The organism is Mycoplasma sp. Z386 (assembly GCF_054343375.1).
The window spans coordinates 1-20,557 of sequence record NZ_JBTGVC010000022.1; the positions used below are offsets into that span (position 1 = coordinate 1).

17 protein-coding genes and 8 tRNA genes are annotated in these 20,557 nt (G+C 23.6%); 4 read left to right on the forward strand and 21 right to left on the reverse strand.

Annotation, left to right across the window (positions count from 1 at the left end):
* The first annotated feature begins 115 nt into the window (after positions 1 to 115).
* Positions 116 to 190, forward strand: a tRNA-Trp gene (locus tag ACXX85_RS03305).
* A gap of 5 nt (positions 191 to 195) precedes the next feature.
* Here ACXX85_RS03305 and ACXX85_RS03310 read toward each other — a convergent pair.
* The 18 genes from ACXX85_RS03310 to smpB form a co-directional block, all read right to left on the reverse strand.
* Entirely contained in the window at positions 196 to 2,319 is a 2,124-nt protein-coding gene (locus ACXX85_RS03310) for an ATP-dependent Clp protease ATP-binding subunit (RefSeq protein WP_458560629.1), read from the reverse strand.
* 115 nt (positions 2,320 to 2,434) lie between these two features.
* On the reverse strand, positions 2,435 to 3,097 hold the full coding sequence (locus tag ACXX85_RS03315; RefSeq protein ID WP_436358987.1) for a hypothetical protein: 663 nt from the start codon (positions 3,095 to 3,097) through the stop codon (positions 2,435 to 2,437).
* 113 nt (positions 3,098 to 3,210) lie between these two features.
* A complete protein-coding gene (locus tag ACXX85_RS03320) occupies positions 3,211 to 3,810 on the reverse strand; it encodes a hypothetical protein (RefSeq protein WP_436358989.1) in 600 nt (199 codons plus the stop codon).
* Positions 3,811 to 3,928: 118 nt separating this feature from the next.
* A complete protein-coding gene (locus ACXX85_RS03325) occupies positions 3,929 to 4,060 on the reverse strand; it encodes a S26 family signal peptidase (protein ID WP_436358991.1) in 132 nt (43 codons plus the stop codon).
* A gap of 52 nt (positions 4,061 to 4,112) precedes the next feature.
* On the reverse strand, positions 4,113 to 6,248 hold the full coding sequence (locus ACXX85_RS03330; RefSeq protein WP_458560630.1) for an ATP-binding cassette domain-containing protein: 2,136 nt from the start codon (positions 6,246 to 6,248) through the stop codon (positions 4,113 to 4,115).
* A gap of 275 nt (positions 6,249 to 6,523) precedes the next feature.
* Positions 6,524 to 6,598: transfer RNA gene (locus ACXX85_RS03335), tRNA-Gln, on the reverse strand.
* Between the two features lie 3 nt (positions 6,599 to 6,601).
* A tRNA-Tyr gene (locus ACXX85_RS03340) sits at positions 6,602 to 6,685 on the reverse strand.
* 104 nt (positions 6,686 to 6,789) lie between these two features.
* On the reverse strand, positions 6,790 to 7,101 hold the full coding sequence (locus ACXX85_RS03345; RefSeq protein WP_436358993.1) for a hypothetical protein: 312 nt from the start codon (positions 7,099 to 7,101) through the stop codon (positions 6,790 to 6,792).
* Positions 7,102 to 7,214: 113 nt separating this feature from the next.
* Complete coding sequence (locus tag ACXX85_RS03350) at positions 7,215 to 7,721, reverse strand: adenine phosphoribosyltransferase (RefSeq protein WP_436358995.1); 507 nt, start codon at positions 7,719 to 7,721, stop codon at positions 7,215 to 7,217.
* A gap of 81 nt (positions 7,722 to 7,802) precedes the next feature.
* Complete coding sequence (locus ACXX85_RS03355; protein WP_458560631.1) at positions 7,803 to 8,636, reverse strand: FAD synthase; 834 nt, start codon at positions 8,634 to 8,636, stop codon at positions 7,803 to 7,805.
* Complete coding sequence (locus ACXX85_RS03360) at positions 8,636 to 9,436, reverse strand: YcsE-related riboflavin metabolism phosphatase (RefSeq protein ID WP_436358998.1); 801 nt, start codon at positions 9,434 to 9,436, stop codon at positions 8,636 to 8,638. Before ACXX85_RS03360 ends, ACXX85_RS03355 begins: the two co-directional genes overlap by 1 nt.
* A gap of 2 nt (positions 9,437 to 9,438) precedes the next feature.
* Positions 9,439 to 10,293: a tRNA pseudouridine(55) synthase TruB gene (gene truB / locus ACXX85_RS03365; RefSeq protein ID WP_436358999.1), complete on the reverse strand. Its 855-nt coding sequence runs from the start codon at positions 10,291 to 10,293 to the stop codon at positions 9,439 to 9,441.
* 80 nt (positions 10,294 to 10,373) lie between these two features.
* Positions 10,374 to 10,458 (reverse strand) — tRNA-Leu (locus ACXX85_RS03370).
* 53 nt (positions 10,459 to 10,511) lie between these two features.
* Positions 10,512 to 10,587: transfer RNA gene (locus ACXX85_RS03375), tRNA-Thr, on the reverse strand.
* A 1-nt stretch (position 10,588) separates the two neighbouring features.
* Positions 10,589 to 10,664 (reverse strand) — tRNA-Val (locus ACXX85_RS03380).
* Positions 10,665 to 10,670: 6 nt separating this feature from the next.
* Positions 10,671 to 10,746 (reverse strand) — tRNA-Glu (locus ACXX85_RS03385).
* 1 nt (position 10,747) lies between these two features.
* Positions 10,748 to 10,822, reverse strand: a tRNA-Asn gene (locus tag ACXX85_RS03390).
* Between the two features lie 132 nt (positions 10,823 to 10,954).
* Positions 10,955 to 11,386 carry an SsrA-binding protein gene (gene smpB, locus ACXX85_RS03395; RefSeq protein WP_436359000.1) on the reverse strand — a complete coding sequence of 144 codons (432 nt, stop codon included), beginning with the start codon at positions 11,384 to 11,386 and terminating at the stop codon, positions 10,955 to 10,957.
* Positions 11,387 to 11,537: 151 nt separating this feature from the next.
* Here smpB and rpmG (ACXX85_RS03400) point away from each other — a divergent pair, with 151 nt between their 5' ends.
* From rpmG (ACXX85_RS03400) to ACXX85_RS03410, 3 genes are all read left to right on the forward strand, one after another.
* Entirely contained in the window at positions 11,538 to 11,690 is a 153-nt protein-coding gene (rpmG, locus tag ACXX85_RS03400; protein WP_436359001.1) for a 50S ribosomal protein L33, read from the forward strand.
* A gap of 169 nt (positions 11,691 to 11,859) precedes the next feature.
* A complete protein-coding gene (gene rpmG, locus ACXX85_RS03405) occupies positions 11,860 to 12,012 on the forward strand; it encodes a 50S ribosomal protein L33 (RefSeq protein ID WP_436359001.1) in 153 nt (50 codons plus the stop codon).
* 19 nt (positions 12,013 to 12,031) lie between these two features.
* On the forward strand, positions 12,032 to 13,093 hold the full coding sequence (locus ACXX85_RS03410; RefSeq protein WP_458560632.1) for an aminopeptidase P family protein: 1,062 nt from the start codon (positions 12,032 to 12,034) through the stop codon (positions 13,091 to 13,093).
* Positions 13,094 to 13,138: 45 nt separating this feature from the next.
* On the opposite strand, the gene ACXX85_RS03415 is transcribed toward ACXX85_RS03410, so the two are convergent.
* Genes ACXX85_RS03415 through ACXX85_RS03425 form a run of 3 tightly spaced genes read right to left on the reverse strand, consistent with a single transcriptional unit; the run spans position 13,139 to position 20,441 of the window.
* The gene (locus ACXX85_RS03415) at positions 13,139 to 16,339 is read right to left on the reverse strand and encodes a hypothetical protein (RefSeq protein ID WP_458560633.1); all 3,201 of its coding nucleotides are present in this window, start codon (positions 16,337 to 16,339) and stop codon (positions 13,139 to 13,141) included.
* 3 nt (positions 16,340 to 16,342) lie between these two features.
* The gene (pepF, locus tag ACXX85_RS03420; RefSeq protein ID WP_436359006.1) at positions 16,343 to 18,163 is read right to left on the reverse strand and encodes an oligoendopeptidase F; all 1,821 of its coding nucleotides are present in this window, start codon (positions 18,161 to 18,163) and stop codon (positions 16,343 to 16,345) included.
* 16 nt (positions 18,164 to 18,179) lie between these two features.
* A complete protein-coding gene (locus tag ACXX85_RS03425; RefSeq protein WP_458560634.1) occupies positions 18,180 to 20,441 on the reverse strand; it encodes a DUF31 family putative serine protease in 2,262 nt (753 codons plus the stop codon).
* Between the last annotated feature and the right edge of the window lie 116 nt (positions 20,442 to 20,557).

Genomic DNA, 20,557 nt, shown 5'->3' on the forward strand with positions numbered 1-20,557 from the left:
TTTTCTCCTTAAATAAAAACATAAATTTGGTGTCCCAAATTTATGTCCCTGTTTAAAGTTATTTTATTTTTTATTTTCAAAAAAAGGGAAATATGCTACAATATATTTTGTTAGTAGAGGTGTAGTTCAATGGTAGAACAACGGGCTTCAACCCCGTGTGTTATGGGTTCGAGTCCTGTCACCTCTGCCATTTTTTTATTCCTTTTTTCAAGTAATAGAGTTTTTAGTAACACTTAAAATATTTATATTTTCTTTTGAAATATCTTTATTAATAATACTATTTGCAATTAATGTTTCTATATTTCTTTTAATAAATAATTTAATAGGGCGAGCACCAAAGTTTAACACATCTGTATTATTAATAATGTAATTTAATAATTCATTTTCATAAACAATAGAAAATCCTGTATTTTCTCTAATTCTAGTTAATAATTTATCTAATTCAAGTTTAGCAATATTTTTAAGAACATCTTTTGATAAAGGATTAAATTTAATAATTTCATCAATTCTATTTAAGAATTCTGGCTTAAAATGCTCAAGTAATTTTTCTTTAATTGTTTCCATTGAAATTTTAGGATTATCTAGAATTTCAAGAGCTGCAATATTGCTTGTCATAATAATGATAGTATTTTTAAAATTAACCTTTCTTCCTTTAGAGTCTGTTAAAGTTCCATGGTCCAAAATTTGTAATAATATATTAATAACATCAGGATGTGCTTTTTCTATTTCATCAAATAAAATTATAGAATAAGGATTTTGTCTAATTTTTTCAGTTAGTTGTCCTCCTGTTTCATAACCAATATAACCTGGAGGAGAACCAATTAATTTAGATACAGAGTGTTTTTCCATATATTCAGACATATCTAATCTAATCATTTGTTTTTCTGAGTTAAATAAAAGAAGGGCTAAAGCTCTTGCAAGTTCTGTTTTTCCAACTCCAGTTGAACCTACGAAAATAAAGGAACCTATTGGTTTATCTGGATCATTTATATTTGCTTTTGATCTTAAAATAGCTGCATTAACTAATTCAATTGCTTCGTCTTGTCCTTTGATTATATTTTTTAAATCAGTTTTTAAATTTAATACTTTAACTTTATCTTCTTCAATTAATTTAGCAACAGGAATTTTAGTTCATTTTGAAACAATTTTTGCAACATCTTCAGCTGTTACTTCGTCTTTTATAAAGGAATTAGTGCTATTTTCTATTTTTGTTTCTATTTCTTTAATTTGATTTTCCACTGCTGGAATTTTATTATAGATAATTTCAGATGCTTCTTTAAATTTCCCTTCATTTTGAAAAATTTTAAAATTATTTTTTAAATCATCAAGATAATTTTTTAATTCAGCAATTTTAGAAGTTTGGTTTTTTTCTTCATTAAAGATTTTTTCTTTTGATTTTATTTCTAATTCTAAATCTTTTATTTTTTCGTCTAATTCCTGTATTTTTTCTTTGTTTTCGTCATTTTTTGAACCTTTTAAAGAAATTTTTTCCATATTCAATTTTGCAAATTCTTGTTTTAATTTTTCAATTATTTCAGGTTGATAATTAGTTTCTACTTTTAAAGTAGCACTAGCTTCATCTACTAAGTCAATTGCTTTATCTGGTAGAAATCTATCACTAATATATCTTGAAGAAAGATTTGCAGCAGCTACTAATGCCTCATCGGAAATTTTAATTTGATGGAAATTTTCCATTCTATTTTTAATTCCTCTTAAAATTGTTATAGTGCTTTCAATTGAAGGTTCACTTACATCTATTTTTTGCATTCTTCTTTCAAGTGCTGCATCCTTTTCGATATAAATTTTATATTCTTCAAGAGTGGTTGCACCAATTAATTTTATTCCACCTCTTGCCATAATTGGTTTAATAATGTTAGCAGCATCCATAGCGTTATTACCATTTCTTCCTGTTCCAATTAAAAGATGAATTTCATCTATAAAAACAATAATTTCACCGTTAGAATCTTCAATTTCTTTAATTAGTTTTTTTAATCTATCTTCAAATTGACCTTGGTAAGAAGCACCAGCAATTATAGAAGCTAAATCTATTTCTCATACTTCCTTATTTTTTAAACTTTCAGGTACATTACCTTCAACAATTTGTCTTGCCAAACCTTCAACAATAGCTGTTTTCCCTACTCCTGGTTCTCCAACAAGAACGGGATTATTTTTTGTTTTTCTTGAAAGAATTGTTATTATTCTTCTGATTTCTTCATCTCTTCCAATTACTGGATCTAATTTATTTTTTAGTGCCAAATCAGTTAAGTTTTTCCCAAATTCTTTTAAAGGGCTTTTGTTTTCTTTATATTCAAAATTCATATTATCACTCCTTTTTATTTTTTTCTAAACAAATTATAGCACATTTTTTGGCAGTCTAATAAAAAGAGTGCCAAATTTTTTGAAATAAAAAAATGAAGTTATTAATAACTTCAAATTAATGTCTTTTCTTTCTAGAAATTTCTTTAATTGATTTTATAAGTTCTTTTGCAATAATTTTACCAATTTCTTTTCCTGCGGACTTAGCAGCAGTTTTTGCTAGTGTTTTAGCAAAAGATCTAACTTCTTTGGAACGAATGAATTTATATCATTTTAATTTTAATTCTTTAGTTTTATCTGAAGTTACATTAACAAATTCATTTGCTTTTCTTTGTGCTTCTGCTTCATTATCCCCTTGTGATTTATAGAAAAAGACAAGAACTTTTTTATAAATTTCTTTTTGTTTTGAAAGTTCATTAGCTTTTATATCTTTTACTTTAGAATAATCAAAATCATTTTCATTTCCTTCAAATTCGCTATCAGAAGGTTGTTCTTCTGTTTCTTCGTTTGAACTTGTTGTTTTTGAAGGATTTGCAGGAGCAGGGTTTTCTGGATTGTTATTTACAGGGGTTGTTTGAATGTTTGAACCTGGTTCACTTGGATTTTCATTTGAAGGGGTTGTAGGAGTTGTAGGGGTTGTAGGAACAGGTTGTTCTGGGGTTGCAGGTTGTTTGGTTTCTGAATTATTATCACTTTTAGCTTGTTGGCAAGAAACAATAAATAAAGCAGAAACTGGTAAAACAGTTAGTGTACTTAATGTTAAAATTTTTGCTTTTTTCATATATTTTCCTTTTTTAAGTTTATGATAATACCATTTTACAAAAAAAAAAAAAAAAGCAAGTTTTTGGCAAAAAAAGAAAAATCCCTTTAGAATTTTCCTTATTTTTAATATTTTTAGTGTTTCTTTCTTTTTATAACTTCTTTAAGTGAATAGAAAATCTCTTTTGCTAAAAGTTTTCCAATTTGTCTAATGGAACGTTGTTTAATTGCTGTTTTAACAAAATTTCTAACTTGTTGAGAACGAATGAATTTGTATCATAAAACTTTTAATTCTTTTGGATTTGTACTTTTATTTATAAATTCAGTTGCCTTTTTATTTGCTTCTTCTTCTGAATTTCCTTGTCATTTATAAAAAGGAACGAGAATTTTTTTAAAAATTGCTTTCTTTTTAGATACTTCGTTTTCTTTGTATGCTTTTACTTTAGAGTAATCAGAATCATTTTCATTATTGTCAAAATGTTCATCACTAATTTGATTTTCATAATCTTTGTCATCTTCATCATCTTTAGGATTAGAATCAGAAGGAGTAGTTGATTTTGGTGTTACAGGATTTGGATCAGTATTTACAGGTGCTGGTGAAGCAGGAGCAGGATTAGTTGGTTGGTTAGTTTGATTTCCTGATTCAGTTTTAGTTTGTTGGCAAGAAACAATAAATAGAGCAGAAACTGGTAAAACAGTTAGTGTACTTAAAGATAAAAATTTAATTTTTTTCATATTTTCCTTTTCTTTTTATTTTTATTAGTTTCATTTTACAAAAAAAAAAAAAAAGCAAGTTTTTGATAAAAAAATAAGAAAACAGGCATTTTTATCCTGCTTTCTTAAACTTTTAATTTTATGAAATAACTTTAGCAATAATTTGAGAATACAAAACATAACCAAAATTTTTGCTATCTATGGATGAAAGAACATTTTTACCTAAAACAAAATATTGATTTTCTTTTAGGTGAATTTCTAAATTATGCATTTGTATTTTGTTTTTATTATCAAAATAGTTTCTTTTTAGAAAATATTTTATCTTAAAAGATTAATTGCCCTTTTTTGTATGTTAAAAATGAGATTAATAAATAAAATAAATAATAACCAACACTTATTATTAATCAAACAAGTAAACTAATACTTAAAAAATATGAATAGTTTATCTCTAAAAGTTTAAATCCAGGACTTATATTTATAACAAGATAAAATGAAGCAAAAAATGAAGGAATTAAAAATATTAAAACCGATAAACTTAAAATAAGATAAGAAAAGGAATGGTATAAAAATATATTTAAAACTTTTGTTTTTAAAAGTTTTAGAATTCCAATTACTCTATTTTTAGAATCTGTTAAAAATTTAGAAAAAAGAATAATTGTAATAAAACTAATTGCAGAAACAACAATAACTAAAAGTAATAATAAGTAGGCAATGAAATTATTACCAACTGCTAATTGTTTATAAACTTGGGAATTATTTGTTGTTAATTTTAAATAAGGATTAATTTCTTTTAATTCTTCTTTTAAAAGATTAGTATCGTAGTTGGGTTTTGTAAAAATTGTAAAAGTTGGTTGATATTCTGATGCAAAATATTTAAAGTTACTATCTGTTGTTTTGAGTTCAGGATTAGTGCTTTCAAAAAAACCAACAACTTTAACTAAAAAATCATTATATCCTGTATTTAATTCTAAAAACGAATTAAGTTGCACGTCATATTTTTCTTTAATTTCTTTACTTAAATTAATTTCTTCATATGATTTAGCTTTTTGACCTTCAATTATTTGGTCAGTATCATTTATAACAGAATAGGACTTGATATTTATTTCATTTTCATTAGCAACATTATATTTAGTTATTTGATTAGTTTTTCTTAGTGAAAAACCTTTAAAAAAATAATTTTCATTTGTTTTAATAAAGGAAGAAAGGGTTTTTGAAGAAAAGAAATTTAAGTTTTTGTTTTCAAAATTTAAAGAATTATTAATTGCACTAATAGTTAATTCCTTTTGTAAATTGCCAAAATTTACGTTAACCTTATCATTGATTTTTAAATTATATTTTTTTGCAATTTCTTCTGAAATTATAAATTCATTTTCATTTTCTGGAAAATTTCCTTCTATATTTAAATACTTCAACCTATCTTTAAAAAAGTTGTCATTTTCAATAGTTTGAAATTTTAATATTTCTTTTTCGTTGTTAATTACAAGTTTTACTACATAATTATCATATGTATCTAAACTATAATTAATTGATTCTAGTTGCTTTATTTTTTCTTTTTCTCCAGGATTAAGTTCATAAGATTGATTAATTTGTTTTGTTATAAACGCTTTATCAAAATCTGAAAATCTTGTATTTTCATTTTTAAGAGCTAAATTATTGCTTGAAAATAGCATAAAAATAGGGACTATTAAAATCGCTATTAACATAATAATAAAAGAAATAAAGAAAGAGTATTTCTTTTTAGTTATGTCAATTAAACTTAAATAAGGAGCAGGTAATAATTTATAGAATTTATTTCTTTTTTTACTTATTTTGTGATTAAAAATTTCTTCTTTTGGAGTAGGTGTTTTCTCTTCATTCTTTTTAAATTCCTTTGCATTTAAGTCATAATAGCTATCAGCATATTTTTTAACTAGATCAATATCGTGAGAAACAACAATAACAAGTTTATTTTGTGATATTTTATTAAATATATCAAAAATTTTATGGGAATTTTCTTCATCTAAGTTGCTTGTTGGTTCATCTGCAAGCAAAATATCAAAATCTCTTACTAGAGACCGAAGAATAGTTACTCTTTGTCTTTCTCCTTCAGATAATAGTTTAACCTTTTTCTTTAAAAGTGTTTCATCTAACTCTAAATCTTTTGCTAGCTCAATAATTTCTTTTTCATCAATAGTTTCAGAATTAACATTTAAAGAAATTTTTATATTTTGAAAAGCGTTTAAATCTTCAATTAAGTTAAAATCTTGAAAAACAAATTCAATTTTTGGGTTTTCTTTCTCAAAGGTAATAGTTCCAAAATCAGGATTGATTAAGTTACTAATTATGTTTAAAAAAGTACTTTTACCACTTCCTGATTTACCTAAAATACAGAAAATTTGTTTATTTTCTATATTTAGTTCCTTTATATCTAAAACTCTTTTGTTTTTAAAAGACTTTTTTAAATTTGAAATTTTAATCATTTTCTCCTCCTAATAAAAATAATAAAATAAAAGATCTTTTTTCAAGACCTTTTTCTATTTATAAATATTATTATAAGGTTTAAAAAAATCTTGATTTATAGACAAAAATAGTGTTAAAAATTTTAACAATAATTTTTTTATTTTTAATAATGTATTTAAAATTGTTATTCATTATTTTTATCTCTTTCTTTTATTTTATTAGTTTAATTGTAGCATATTTTTAAATTTGATTAAAAAAAGAAGCAAAGTATTTTGCTTCTTAGGTCATTTTTGATTGGCTGCCCCAGTTAGATTCGAACTAACGCATCGCGGCACCAAAAACCGCTGCCTTACCGCTTGGCCATGGGGCATTATGGTGGGGGGGGAGGGATTCGAACCCCCGAATCGTTAGAAAGTGGGTTACAGCCACCCGCGTTTGGCCGCTTCGCTACCCCCCCATAAAACAATATTATTATACACTATTTTTACAAAATAGGAAGAAATTATTATTGTTTTTTGTTTATTTAAAATATTTTGCTTTGAAAATTATATAAATTGATAATTAATTTAAGCCAACAACTATATAATTATCTGCTCAGATTTCAGGGAATGTTCCTTTTTTCATAATAATTGTGAAAAAATCTATAATAAAACTAAGTAAAAGACATGTTCACAATAATTTAAATAAGAATAATCTTAACATTCTTCCAGAACCATAACTATAAGTTATCCCTGTTACTTTCATACCGAAAGTAGGTTTTCCAGAACAGAATTGAATAATTTGTATTACAAACATTACTCCAACTGTAATAACTGCTAAAAAAGTATCAATTCAACTAGCAAAAAATCTTCTTCAATATCCAGCAATCTTCATTTTTATCCTTTCCAATTAAAATAATATAAAATTGTATCATTTTTTTTAATATTTCAAATTAATAATTAAGACATTTTATTATAAAAAAACCAGAATTTGCTGGTTAAAGTATCTTAAATTTTTATTAATGATTCTACTTCATAAGGTTTTAGCATATCACGACCTTTTAGTTCTTCTAATTCCATAAGAAGAACAATTTTTTCAACAGTAGCTCCTTGTGATTCAACTAAATTAATAATAGCTCTTGTTGTTCCACCGGTTGCAAGAACATCATCTATAATTATAGCTTTTTGCCCTGGTTTAATCATTCCTTTTTGCACTTCTAAAGCATTTGAACCATATTCTAAATCATAATTCATAGATACTACTTCACCTGGTAATTTATTTGGTTTTCTAACCATAATAAAAGGTTTTTTTAGCATAGCAGCAACTGGAGTTCCAAAAAGAAAACCTCTAGCATCAGGTCCAATTATTATATCTGCATCTTTGCTTAATTCACTCATTTTATCTATCACATATCTTAAAACTTCCCCATTAGCAAGTAATGGAGAAATGTCTTTAAATAAGATTCCTTTTTTTGGAAAATCTTGAACATCTCTTATATATTTAATTAAATCCATAACTTTAAAATTATATTACATATTTTTTATTTTATTAAGAGAAATAAAAAAATGCTTTTATTTTAATAAAAAAACTAATTTTTAATAACTAAAAAGCTTTTTAATTTCTTCTTTTTCTTTAGTTGTTAATTGATTTTCTATTTCTGTTGTGATTATTCTTTTTTGTTTTACAAATTCAATAAAAACAATTTCTATTGATTCAATTTCTACTTTTAAACCCTCAAAGAAAAAGATTTTATCTTTTTTTAAAACAAAACCCCTTCAAAGAATAACTGGATATTTTTTTTCATTTCATATTAAATAACAAAGGTAAATTCCAGCTGGAAAAATAGTTTGATTTTTAAGGAAGAAAACTTCATTTTTAAAATTTATTTTAGCTTTTATGAAAAAATTTTCTACTAAATTTTTATTAATTGCTTCAAAATTTCCACTAACTAGCAATTCTTTTAAAAAAGAAGTAGATATTTTTCTTTCATTTTCTTTATAAAGTTCTACTATTTCAGTATCTGCAAAATAATCTTTTATTTTTTGTGCATTTAATAAACCATTTTTTCCTAATTTAAAGTCTGAACCTATTATAAATTTAGTTGCTCCTTTTTTAATTAAAAGATTAATAAAATCATAACCGTCAGTATTTTTGATGTTTTCATCAAATTTTAAAAGTAAAATGTAGTTAATTTTTAAATTGGCAATAACTTGAATTCTGGAAAATAAATCTGAAAAAAACTTTTGATTATTTTTAGGTAAAATTTCAGGATTTTCAAAAAGTAAAATTGTTATTTTTTTATTAAATTCTTTTGCTTTTTCTAATAGTTTTAAATGCCCTTTATGAAAAGATTCAAAAGATCCTAAAATAAAGCAAGAATCTTGCAATTCTTGGTTATTGTCATCATTGAAAAGTATAACTTTTGTCATTAATAAATAATTCCTAATTCTTTTAGTTTTAAATATGTTCCTTTTTCTTCAGAAGAAAGTGCTGTATCTTTAGCAACTTTTATAACAAAATCCGGAGCACCATCCATAGCAATTCCATAACCAACTTCTTTTATCATTTCATAGTCATTTGAACCATCACCAAAAGCAATCATTTCTTGAAGTGAAATGTTTATAATTTTTCCTAATTCTTTTAGTCCTTTAGCTTTATTACTGTTTAATGTACTAATAAAAAAACCTTTTGATCATGTGGAATTTATTTCAAGATTTAAATCATTTTTCTTTAAAAAATCGGCTGTTTTAGAAATTAAATTAGGATCAGAACTTTTTACAGTTATGATATGCAAGTTATTTTGATCAAACTCTAAATCAGTTAATTTTTTAAATTTTGCGGTGTGATCTTTTAAAAATCAATTATTAAAATCATGACCTTCTGAAAAATAACCGTATTTATCTGTCATTACACTATAATCACAATTTTCCTTATCTAAAAAATTACTTAATGTAATAAAATCATTGTAATTTATTTTATCTTCATAAATAATTTTTTTCTTTTTGCAATCAAAAATAAATGCTCCATTAGCTCCTAAAAAGTAATCTACTTCTACTTCATCAAGAAGATTACCGATTGTAATCATTTCTCTACCTGTACAAAAAATAACCACTATTCCTTGTTTTTTTAAATCAACAAACATTTTTTTGATTTCTGGAAAAAAATCTTTTTGTGTGTATGGTAAAAGTGTTCCATCTATATCAAAAGAAATTAATTTATATTTTTTCATTTTTACTCCATTTTTAAAACTTTATTTATTATATTTCCAAAAAGTTTATTAGAAAACATTTTTTGTTTATAAATTCTACCAAATCCAACAATTTTATTATTAAAAATTAATACAATTTCTTGTTTATCATCTTCTTCTATTTCAAAATTAAGTCCTTTTACTAAAGTTTTAAGTTGCATATCATTTAAAACAAATTTAGGCAAATTATTATCGATTATACTCAAAGGATCTATTTGTTCCAAATGAAGATCATCTAAAGTTAAATTACTTAACTTTGTTCTTTCTAAAGAGGTCATAATGGCAGAAGTATTTAATTTATTAGATATATCTCTTATTAAACTTCTTATATAAGTTCCTCTAGAAACTGTTGTTTCAAAAGTTAATTCTTGTTTTTCATAATTGAACTCTATGATTTTAATTTTTTCAATGCAAACTTTTGATTTGGATAAAACTATATTTTTATTTTCTCTTGCTAAATCATAAGCCCTTTTTCCATTGATTTTTTTAGCAGAAAAAATAGGTGGAGTTTGCATATAGCAACCAATAAAAGAATTTATTTTTTCTTCAATTTCTGCTAATTCTATTTTTTTTGTGTAATTGATTTCAGTAATTTTTCCTTCTATATCTAAGGTATTTGAATCTAAGTGAAATTTCATTGTGGTTATATAAGTTTTTGTGCTTTTATCTAAATAATTAATTAATTTTGTATCTTCATCTGTTGCAACTAACAACAATCCAGTAGCCATTGGATCTAAAGTTCCTGTATGACCGATTTTTTTAATATTATTTTCTTTTGCAAATTTTTTTATTTTTTGAAATGAACTTATATTTTTTTCTTTGTATAAAAGTTTAATCATATAATAAATATTACTTTAAAAAAACAAAATAAAAAGCAAAATTTAATAATTTTGCTTTAATGATAATTATAAAAATTATATGGTGCGCAAGAAGGGACTTGAACCCTTACGCCGTAAAGCACTAGAGCCTAAATCTAGCGTGTCTGCCAATTTCACCACTCGCGCATTTTAAGGTCATGTTAAAAGGAATCGAACCTTTTTTTAAACCAATAACATGATGGTGCCGTCTATAGGAATCGAACCTACGACCTACTGATTACAAGTCAGTTGCTCTGCCTGCTGAGCTAAGACGGCATGGTGGAAGATGAGGGGCTCGAACCCACGACCTCCGCCTTGTAAGGGCGATGCTCTCCCAACTGAGCTAATCTTCCTAAAAATGGTGACCCATACGGGACTCGAACCCGTGAATGCATGGATGAAAACCATGTGTGTTGACCGCTTCACCAATGGGCCATGGCGCCGATTGCGGGGATCGAACCTGCGACCAACTGGTTAACAGCCAGCTGCTCTACCGCTGAGCTAAATCGGCATTTAGCATTGCAAATAATAATGCTTTATTATTATACTACTTTTTTTAAAAAAACAAAATAATTTTTTATTTTTTTTCTTCTTATTAAAAAAGCAATTTTATTTTATCATAATTTTGAAATTTATGCATTTTTTAATAAATAATTTTTTTAATTGTTCTTTCTAATTCTTTTTCTTTTTCAGAAATCCTTTTATCTATTTTATTTTTACCTTTAACTAAAGCTAATTCAACTTTAACTTTATTTTTATCATTTCAATAAAACATTAAAGGAACAAGAGTAAATCCTTGTTGTTTTTGTTTTAGTTCAATTCTCTTTAATTGATTTTTATGTAAAAGCAATTTTCTTTCTCTCTCTTCATCTCCTTTTACGGCCATATATAAGGAAATATGTAAGTTAGTTAAATATAATTCACCTTTTTTAAAAGTAGCATAACAATTTTTTAAGTTAAAATTGTTAGCTCTTATGGATTTAATTTCTCAACCAAGTAAAGAAATTCCACATTCATATTTTTCATAAATTTCATAGTTGAAATTTGCTATTTTATTTTTTTGAATTATTTTCATAACTTTTCCTTTCTTATATAATATTATTATAGATTAAAAATGATTTTAAATATAAATTTACAAAAATAAAAAGATTAAAAAATAAAAAAATGTGAATTTTTTGATAAAATTTTTTTATCTTTTATTTATAAAAATACAATAAGGAGGAAAAATGCCAAGAGAAGGTGTTACTTTAAGATGCAATGAATGTAAAATGGAAAATTACATAACAACAAAAAACAAAAAAACACAGACAGAAAAATTAGAAATGTCTAAACACTGTCATAAATGCAACAAACATACATCACATAAAGAAAAAAAATAATTTTCCTTGTGTTTCCTTTATAAAAGAATAAATACTATATTTAAATTTTAGTTTCTACTCTGCTTTATTATAAATGCAGAGTTTTTTATTAAAATCTAATTTTAAAAATATTTTCTTCTTTTTGTTAAAATTAAATTAATTAAATTATTATTTTATATTAGGAGGAAAAATGCCAAGAGAAGGTGTTACTTTAAGATGCAATGAATGTAAAATGGAAAATTACATAACAACAAAAAACAAAAAAACACAGACAGAAAAATTAGAAATGTCTAAACACTGTCATAAATGCAACAAACATACATCACATAAAGAAAAAAAATAAGAAAAGAGATAAGTTAAAAATGAATAGAAAATATTTAGATATAACATTAACAGAGAAAAAATTAGATGCAATAATTTCATTTGCTCCACAAACAAGACTTTGATTATCAACAATTCAATCAACAGATGGAATTACTGTGATGGAAAAAAATAAATCATATGTTTTTGTTGATGGACGTTACTATGAATATGCAAAAAAACAAGTAAAAAATGCTGAATTAGTTTTATTTAACAAAGAAAATTGAGATAATTTTTCTAAAAGCAAAGAATACAAAAGAATTGGAGTTGAAGCTGATTATATAACTCTTGTTGAGTTAAATAGAATAAAAAAATCATTTCCAAACAGTGAAATAGTTGAAATTTCAGGTCAAAAACTTAGAATACTAAAAGATGAAGAAGAAGTAAAATTAATTAAAAAAGCTATTGATATTTCACTAGAGTCTTATGATGAATTACTAAAAGAAATTAAAGAAGGACAAAGCGAACAAGAACTTGATAGAAAATTAAACTTTTTAATGAAAGAAAAAGGTGCACAAAAAGAATGTTTTGATTCTATCATTGCTGCGGGAGCTAATTCTGCAGTTCCACATCACCACCCAACTTCTGCAGTAGTTAAGTCAGGAGACTTATTAAAAATTGATTTTGGTGCTATTTATAAAGGTTATGGAGCAGATATAACAAGAACATTTATTTTTAATCCTAATAACTCAAAAGTAGATCCTAAAAAAGAAGAAATTTTACAAATTGTTAAAGAAGCTGCACAACTTGGAAGACAATTTGTAAAACCAGGTATAAAAGCTTCTGAAGTTGATAAAGTATGTAGAGATTATATTGAATCCAAAGGATATGGTGAATATTTTGTTCACTCTACAGGGCATGGTCTTGGAATTGATGTTCATGAATTACCAAATGTTTCATCATTAAGTGATTTTGTATTAGAAGAAGGAATGGTTATTACGGTTGAACCTGGTATTTATATAGAAGGTTTTGGTGGAGCAAGAATTGAAGATGATTTACTTGTTACAAAAGAAGGATCAATAACTTTATCTAGAAAAAATGAAATAAATGGTATTGGAAAATAATCTTATTAAAACGAATATAAAGAAAAAATGCGGAAATCCGCATTTTTATATTTCAATCATTTCAAATTTTGATGGTTCTAATTCTATTGATTTTAATAATTTATTTTTAAAGGAATTAGGGTTGCTAGAAGTTTCAAAACCGAAATAGTCAAATTCCAAGGAAGAAAGAAAACCGAAACCATAACCATCATCTCCTGTATTTTGCATAAAGATAGCAACCATTTCTCCACTTTCATCATAAACTATACTTCCTGATGCTCCAGAAATTAAATCATATTTATCGTTATTATTGTTGTTATCATATTGAATAAAAGTTTTAAAATAACCATATTTTGCAAATTCTTGTGCTTGATCATTTATAGTTACTTTTTCTATTCTATTAATAATATGTTCTCTATATCTTCTACCAGAAAAGTTTAGATAAGGATCTTGTGGGAAACTGCTAACAAAGAATTTTACATAATTATTTTGGGAAATATAATTAGTTTTTTTGCTTAATTTAAGTGGTTTTAATCTTTGTCATTCATTTAAGTAATTGATAATTTTGGTATTTTTTTCTAATTTTGCTTGTTTTAAAATTGGTTCAATATCAATTATAGATATTGATATATCAGCATTATTTCTATTTGAATCTTGTTCTTTTGTTTCATCTCTTTTGGTTTGATTTATTGCTTGTCAAAAATTAAAATTGAATCATTTTTTTTCTACATTTATTGAAATTTCACTATTAGCACTATTTACCTTGGAATCGTTGAAATCTGGAATTAAAAATTTTTTTAAAACTCTAGAATCATATCATCTTGTTTCTAAAATGTCACTAACGTGTCTATTTGTTATGAAAAAATATCTATAATCATTTGGATCGTTGGGTTTAACTTTTGCAAGCATAGTTGAAGTTCCACCACCAACAACAAAAACTCTTTTTCTAATTTCTTGAAAATTTGTGTCGGTTTCTTGTTCTAAAATTCTTTTACCATTACTAAATTTAAGTGGATTATTAATTTTGTTTGAATAATATTGTCCATTAGAACTTAATTTAGCATGTAAATCTGATTGATAAGTTTCAGGAACAAGTGAGAAATTTTCATCTTCTTCATCTTTTGTTAAATATGAAACATCAACTAAAGTATTATATTTAGAAATAAAAATATTGTTTTCAATTTTAGTTTCATCTTGAGTGAAACTAAAATCAGGAATATAATCACTATATTCATCGTTTGGTTTAATTTTTATAATTAAATTAGAATCATTATCGATATTATAATTAAATTTTACAAAAGGTTCTTCAAAAAACTCAGTTACTCATTCGTTATTTAAAACATTTTTATTATTTAATAATTCTTCTAAATTTATTAGTATTCTTTGAGAAATTTTTGTTTCAAAAGAATCATCTTTTTTTCTAAAATCAAAGGTAATTCCTATTTTTTTATCAGTAAATGGTTTATTTAAAAAGTTTTTTAAATTAAGTTTTAATGTTGCTTCTTTTTTGTTTCCTGATAATTTAATTTCTTGATATTGAATAAAAATAGGCATAAGTTTATTAACGTATTTATAAATATTATTTTCTTCTTTGAATCTTGCTTGTAAATCTGGTATTTTAGATAAAAGTTTTTCAGCAGGAATAGGATTATTAAAATCACTAAAGTTTGTTCATTTTGGAAACTCATCACTAAATTTAAAAGTCCCTTGAATATATTTTAATATTTTTGTCATTTCAATATTAAAATAATTTTTTACTAGATTTAAATTATTATCAGTTTTTTCTAGAAGGACACTATTTGGGAAAATATTTTTATCAAAAATAATTTTAGGGTTATTGATATTACCACTTTGAGTTAAAGTTTTATTTTCTAAAATATCAGGTTTTGGGAAGGAAAATAATTTATCTTTAATTAAAATTGATAAAGGTGGGAATGAAATTTCTTTTGATTCATAAAGAATTTTTATTAAGTTGTATTCAACACCTTTTTTTATTTGATTTTTTATATTAAAAAATACAAAAGAGTTGTCACTTGAAATTTCTTCATTAGTTAATTCTATAAGATTATTTTCTTCACTTGTTGGTGATAAAAACACGGAAAATACAGCATTATTAGGAATATAAAATTGGTTTTTATCATAACTAAGTTTTATTGAATAAAGATTTTTTGATTCATCAAATATTAATTCTGAACTTGAAAAGTTTTTTATTGTAGTTTTTGCAGTAGTTACTTCTTTTACAAGTTTTTCTATAGTTAAATTTTTATTATTTAAAGAAAAAGAATCAATATAGTATTGAGTATTGCTTTTTAATTCATTTACATTTATTTCAATAAAAGGAGAATTAACTTCGTAATTACTTACTATTATCTCTTTTTCTTCTTCATCAGAATTTTTAGATTTTAATACTAATTTAAAAGTTTTTAGATTTTCATTAGATAAATTAAATTCTGAAAAATGGAATATTACTAAAAAACTGTTTTCTGTAATGTTTTTAAAATTTATAAAATCTATAACAAAATTATCTTCTTTATTTTCTATTTCATTGCTAATTTTTTTAGTTGTAAATTTAGTATTTAAAATTTCATTTGATATTATTATTTTGTTTTTTAAATCTTTAAAATTTATTTTTGAAACTTTTAATGTTTTTGAACTTGAAGATAAGATTTTATTTAAATTTATATTTAAAATATTGTTTTGTAAAATATCTTCAAATAAATATGTATTTTGTTCTTCATCAATTAATTCAACAATAGTAATTGGGTTAGATTCTTCTAGATATTCAGTATTGTTAAGAATAAAATTGATATTAGAAACTTCTTCTCTTTGATTTAAAACTGAAGAATTATTAATTTCAATATTTGCTATTTCTAGTTGAAATTTAGTACTAAAATTATTAAAATTTACTTCTTGATTATTTATTATTATTTTATAAATAAAGTATTCATAATTGGTTGTCAAGTTATTTATTTCAAATACTAATAAATTCTTTTCTAAAGGAATTTCCTTTATAAAAGAATTATTAACTAATATTTCTTGATTATCAGAATTTTTATAATATATTTGTATATTTTCTTTTGTTGTACTAATATTGGAATTTAATTTTAATTCTATTTCTACTGAAGAATTTTTTGAATTTTTATATTTTATATCATCTATAATATAAAAATTTTTGTCTTCATTTTTATTTATTTCTTTATTTTGACAAGAAATTAAAGTTGTTAAAAATAAAGGGGTGCTTGTTAAAATTCAGATTTTCTTTTTCATAAATTATTTAAAAATTTTCTTACCTAATGTTTTATATAATTTAATTTTATTATTTAGTAAGTCAAAAACTTTTTGTAAAGTGTTATTATCGAGTAAATCAATATTAGAATCTTTTAAAATGTTTAAAGGTCAATCTTTGGAACCAGAACTTAAAAATTTATTAATGTAATTTTCTAATTCTTGAACACCATTTTCTTTATATTTTTGGAAGAAAATATTTGCTACTATATAACCAATAGCATATTTATAAACATAGAAATTATAATAAAAATGAGGTACAATTACTGAATAAATATTGCTTTTATTTCCTACTTTTTCTTTATTTTTGATATTTGTATATTTGTTTAAAACATCAACATAAATTTTTTCAAAACTTTCAAAAGTTTTCATAGGAACAGAATTATCAATATTTTTATAAAGTTCATATTCATAATTAGCTCATTGACATTGTCTTACTACTGTTGAAAGAAAATCTTGAATAGATTTTTCAAGCAAATGAAATTTTAATTTTTCATTTTTTGCATTAGTAAACATATAATCAAAAAGCATTAGTTCGTTGAAAATTGATGCAATTTCAGCAAGAAAAATAGGATAGTCTGCGTGTTCATAAGGCTGATTTTGATCTGAATATCAAGAGTGCATTGAATGACCCATTTCATGTGCTAAAGTAGCAACTGAATTTAATGTTCCATTAAAATTCATAAGGATATATTTTTTTTCAAGTGAATAATGACTTCCGATTGAATATGCTCCACTTCTTTTGTTAGGAACTGTTAAATAATCAACTCATCTTTGATTTATTGCTTCTTTCACTTTATTTAAATAAGTTTCTCCCAACGGTTTAACTGCTTCAAAAAGTAAAGATTGTGCATCTTCTACTGAGTATTTTTCTTTAATATTTACAAGTGGAAGCATTGAATCTCATGGTTTATAATCTTTATTATATTTTTGTTTAAAAAATTGTTTTTTAGTTTTGTAAAAAAGATCATATAAATTTGAGTTTGATTGAACAATAGAAAATAGTTTATTTAAAAGTTCTAAAGGAACTTTGTCATTGGATATTTCTTTTTCAACCAAAGAATTATAGTTTCTATTTAGAGCATCTGTAGATTTATTTCTTATATGTTGTTCAAGTAAGGAACTAAAAGTTTGTTTATGATTTAAAAAACCATTTAAATAGTTAGTATATGCTTGCTTTCTTATATTTTCATCTTTTCTTTTTAAATATGAAAAGTAAGTAGATTGATTTAAGGTAAACTTTTTATTTTTACTTATAATTTCATCGAATTTAGTTTCAGAATCTCTTAAAATTGCAAAAGTTTGGTATAAAGAAACCTCTCCTTTTGATGTTTGTGTTATATAATTTTCCACTTCGTCTACATACTTATGTTCTTTTTTAGATAAAATCTCTTCAACATCTTTATTATATAATTGAAATCTTGGATCTGATTTTCATTCATTTATTTTGTGTGAATTTTTAAAATACTCATTTTCTTCAGAACCAAGTTCTTTAATAAAATCTGAGTATTTATTTAACAGCAAACCAAAATGAGTTGAAACCACTGGTTCAACTAAATTAGTATTTTTTTTGTTAGATAAATAGTTATAAATTTGTGAAAAATATAAATCAAATTCTTTTTGTTTTTCTTTATATTCAATAAATTTATCTATATTTTCAAATTTAGTTTTACTTGTTTTTATTACTGGAATAGAATATTTTTCAAAATCATCTAATCATTCTTGAATTGATTTATTTTTTAAAATAAATTCTAAATCAAATTTATATTTTTCTGGTATTTCATTATAATTTTTATAATTTTTCATTTTTTCTCCTTAAATTTTAATCTTTTCTATAACCTTCTTTGGATAATATTTTTTGAATTGAATTTCAATATTTTTTTAGTCAAGAATTTTCAGAAGTTCTTGTATTTAAATAAAATAAAATTGGGTTAATTTCTTTATTTTCAGGGTTTATTTCACTAAATAATATTTTTTCTTTACTATTTTCATTATCAATGGTTCCTGGTTTTTTAGCATTTGTTGCAAAAAGGGATCCAACAAGAATTTTATTACTATCAAATACTGCTGAACCTGAACTTCCAGTTCAAAATGAATTTAATATCCCAACACCATTTAAATATCAAATATTTTCAAAATTGGCATTATTATAGTAAAACTTTCCTTCGCCCTCTAATTGTGAATTTTTAAAATTGATATTTTCTTTTAATATGGATGTTTCTTTTGTTACAAACTCATTATATTTTGGATCAACAGTAAATGTATTTGTTGAATTGTTAAAAGAAATTAAAGACTCATTAAAATATCGTTTAGCTGTTGTTTCCCCAATAAAAGAATTTTTTTCAAATGCATTTTGTTGAGAATCTACAACTGTAGAATAACCAAAAACATTTAGATTCAATTTGGAATTATTTCCTTCTTCACTTTGAATATTTCCAATTAAAGTTGGATTTAAATCATATTCTTTAAAAGCTTCTGGTTTTTCTATGTTATTTTTCAGTTTAATTTTAATTATTGAAAAATCAGTTCCTGTATTTGGATAATTAGTTATTGTAGGTTGATGCTGAGCATCTAGATTTCAATAGTTTTTAAAGTTATGATCATAAAGTAATGGTTCCATAATTTCATATGATTCTATAAAAGAGAAAGGTGATTGGAAGTTTGTATTTATTACTTGAGAGTCATAATTGAAACCAAAATTATCTCCATTGTCTTTTTGTGGATTGTAATAAGAAAAATGTTTTTTCAAAATGTCAGAAACTAATTTTGTATTAACTGGATTTTTATTAGTATCATTTCATTCTTGACTGTCATTTGGTTTTAAAAGAAATAACTCATTTTGAAATAAATTTGTAAAAGTTTTTTCAGGTATGGAACCATCATAATTTAGTGAAGCTTGAGCTTGAAAAACATTATTAAGCATTGATAATTTTTCTTCAGTTATTTGTTTATAATTGTTATTTTGACTAATAAGTTGCGAAGAATTTGTATAAACTTGTGGAAATTTTAATACTTTAGTAACATGAATATTTGTTGCTAAATAATAAGTTAAATTTTCTGAATCAGAAGGATCTTTATCAATAACTCAAGCTGTTCCATTTATTGAAGAAAACGGAAATAATACTGATCTTTTACCAGCCTTATCGCTATAAACATTTCATAATTCATCAAAGTAAGTAATTCTCATAGAACGTTTTTCTAAAAATTCACCCATTACTCTTTTATCATTTTGTAAATTTGAATAAATTTCTTTTATTTCAACATCTTGCTTATTTAAAATCTCTTTTGGAGTTGATATAATAAAATTATTTTCTAGATTAGCGACAAAAAAATCACTATCTTTTTCATTATTGTAAATTAATGCATATTTAACTAAATATTTTGTATTTTCCTTTAATTTTGGAATACTTATTCATTTTTTGCTAATAATTTCTTTATCAGTTGTGATTTTAGAATCTTCTTTTATTATATTATCATTATTTAATTCATAAATAATTAATGAAATGTATTTATTTAAATCATTAGAAGATAAGTCATAATTTAAATTGAAAGTATTACCAAAATCACTTGTTTCAATTTCCTTATTTTTTTCATTCGTTGTAAAAGAAATGTTTGAATTAGAAAATACAATTTCTTTGTTTATTTCTTCTTTTATGGAAAATTCCAAATTATCATTTTGTTGATTGGTTTGTTTAATTGATTTTAATAAATATGGCTTATTTGGAATAATATTATTTTTAAAGGAAAAAGTTGCAATTTTACCATTTACATAATTTTCGTTTTTTATAATTGAAACACTACTTAACTCTTTTTCTTCATTTTCATTTTTTAGTTGTAGTTCAATTTCTAAATGTGAATTTACATTTTTATCAAATTCAATATTTAATTCTCATTGCTCAGAAGAATTATTAAATTTAACTAAATTGTTAAAATTAATAACATTTACTTTATTGTTTGTTTCACTTGGATTTTCTTTATTTTCGTTCTTTTGAACAGAACAAGATAGAGAAAGAGCACTTAAGAAAGTAGGAACTGCTATAAGACCTATAGAATATAAGTTTTTAAATATTTTTTTCTTTTTCATATGTTATCTTTCATTTTAATAATATAAAATAATACCAAAAAAAATTCTTTTTTAAAGCATTAAAAGCATAAAAAAAGAAATCATTTTAAATGATCTCTTTTTTGTTTTTTTATTTT